We start from the raw sequence: 677 nt of genomic DNA on the forward strand, positions 1-677 counted from the left end.
GCGTTATGGCTCAGAAGATATTTTTAACATCACGGTAAAAATTTTCATGAGATCCTAATGCCATTAGCTCAAGGGTGACCGTGCCATCTTCGTAACTGTAACCAAGCAGTGTTAATTGCTTAACCATTTTGAATTTATGGACACGTAAAAATGACAAGTCACCTTTCTTTTGCTCTCCTAATAATGGCTCTTTTATTAATTCTTTAATTGCATTATCAAGATCCGTCTTTTGATTTTTATGTAACTTTTTTACTGCTTTCTTAAATGTAGGTGTCTGTAAAATTTGAGTTATATTAGCCAAAACTATAGCTCTCCAATTTTCCTGCTTCTTTTTCAGCTTTGGCAATAATTGCTTGTTTTACAAACTCATATGATAGTTCTGGGTTATCTTCCATCATTTCACCAATTTTAGCCCAGTGCTCAATTTGTTTTGGTGTGGTGCGACTGAATGCTTTAGCCATAATAGTAGCTTTTTGCACAAGGTCTTGGTCTAATCTGATGCTTGCTGTAGCCATTGTAAGTATCCTATTTAAAGTTAATTCCCATTATTGTAGTATATTGCTACGGTTGTCGCAAGTTGCGCCATAACAATCGCATCAACACGATTTACTACATTCGGCATTGTAGGTTTGTCTTTAGTTTCGGTGTTTATGGCGGTAAAATTCAGCTTGATCTGT

General features: G+C 35.6%; 2 protein-coding genes. Both read right to left on the reverse strand.

Annotated elements, in window-relative coordinates:
* Window positions 1-10 precede the first annotated feature (10 nt).
* Complete coding sequence (locus PVK62_RS17460) at window positions 11-301, reverse strand: type II toxin-antitoxin system RelE/ParE family toxin (protein ID WP_130046450.1); 291 nt, start codon at window positions 299-301, stop codon at window positions 11-13.
* Window positions 294-515 carry a TA system antitoxin ParD family protein gene (locus PVK62_RS17465; protein ID WP_274445648.1) on the reverse strand — a complete coding sequence of 74 codons (222 nt, stop codon included), beginning with the start codon at window positions 513-515 and terminating at the stop codon, window positions 294-296. Before PVK62_RS17465 ends, PVK62_RS17460 begins: the two co-directional genes overlap by 8 nt.
* Between the last annotated feature and the right edge of the window lie 162 nt (window positions 516-677).

It is taken from the genome of Aliivibrio sp. S3MY1 (assembly GCF_028765575.1).
Classification (GTDB): Bacteria; Pseudomonadota; Gammaproteobacteria; order Enterobacterales; family Vibrionaceae; genus Aliivibrio.

Excerpts from the sequence above, each read along its gene's own strand:
- PVK62_RS17465 (WP_274445648.1), bottom strand. The coding sequence starts at position 515 with ATGGCTACAGCAAGCATCAGATTAGACCAAGACCTTGTGCAAAAAGCT.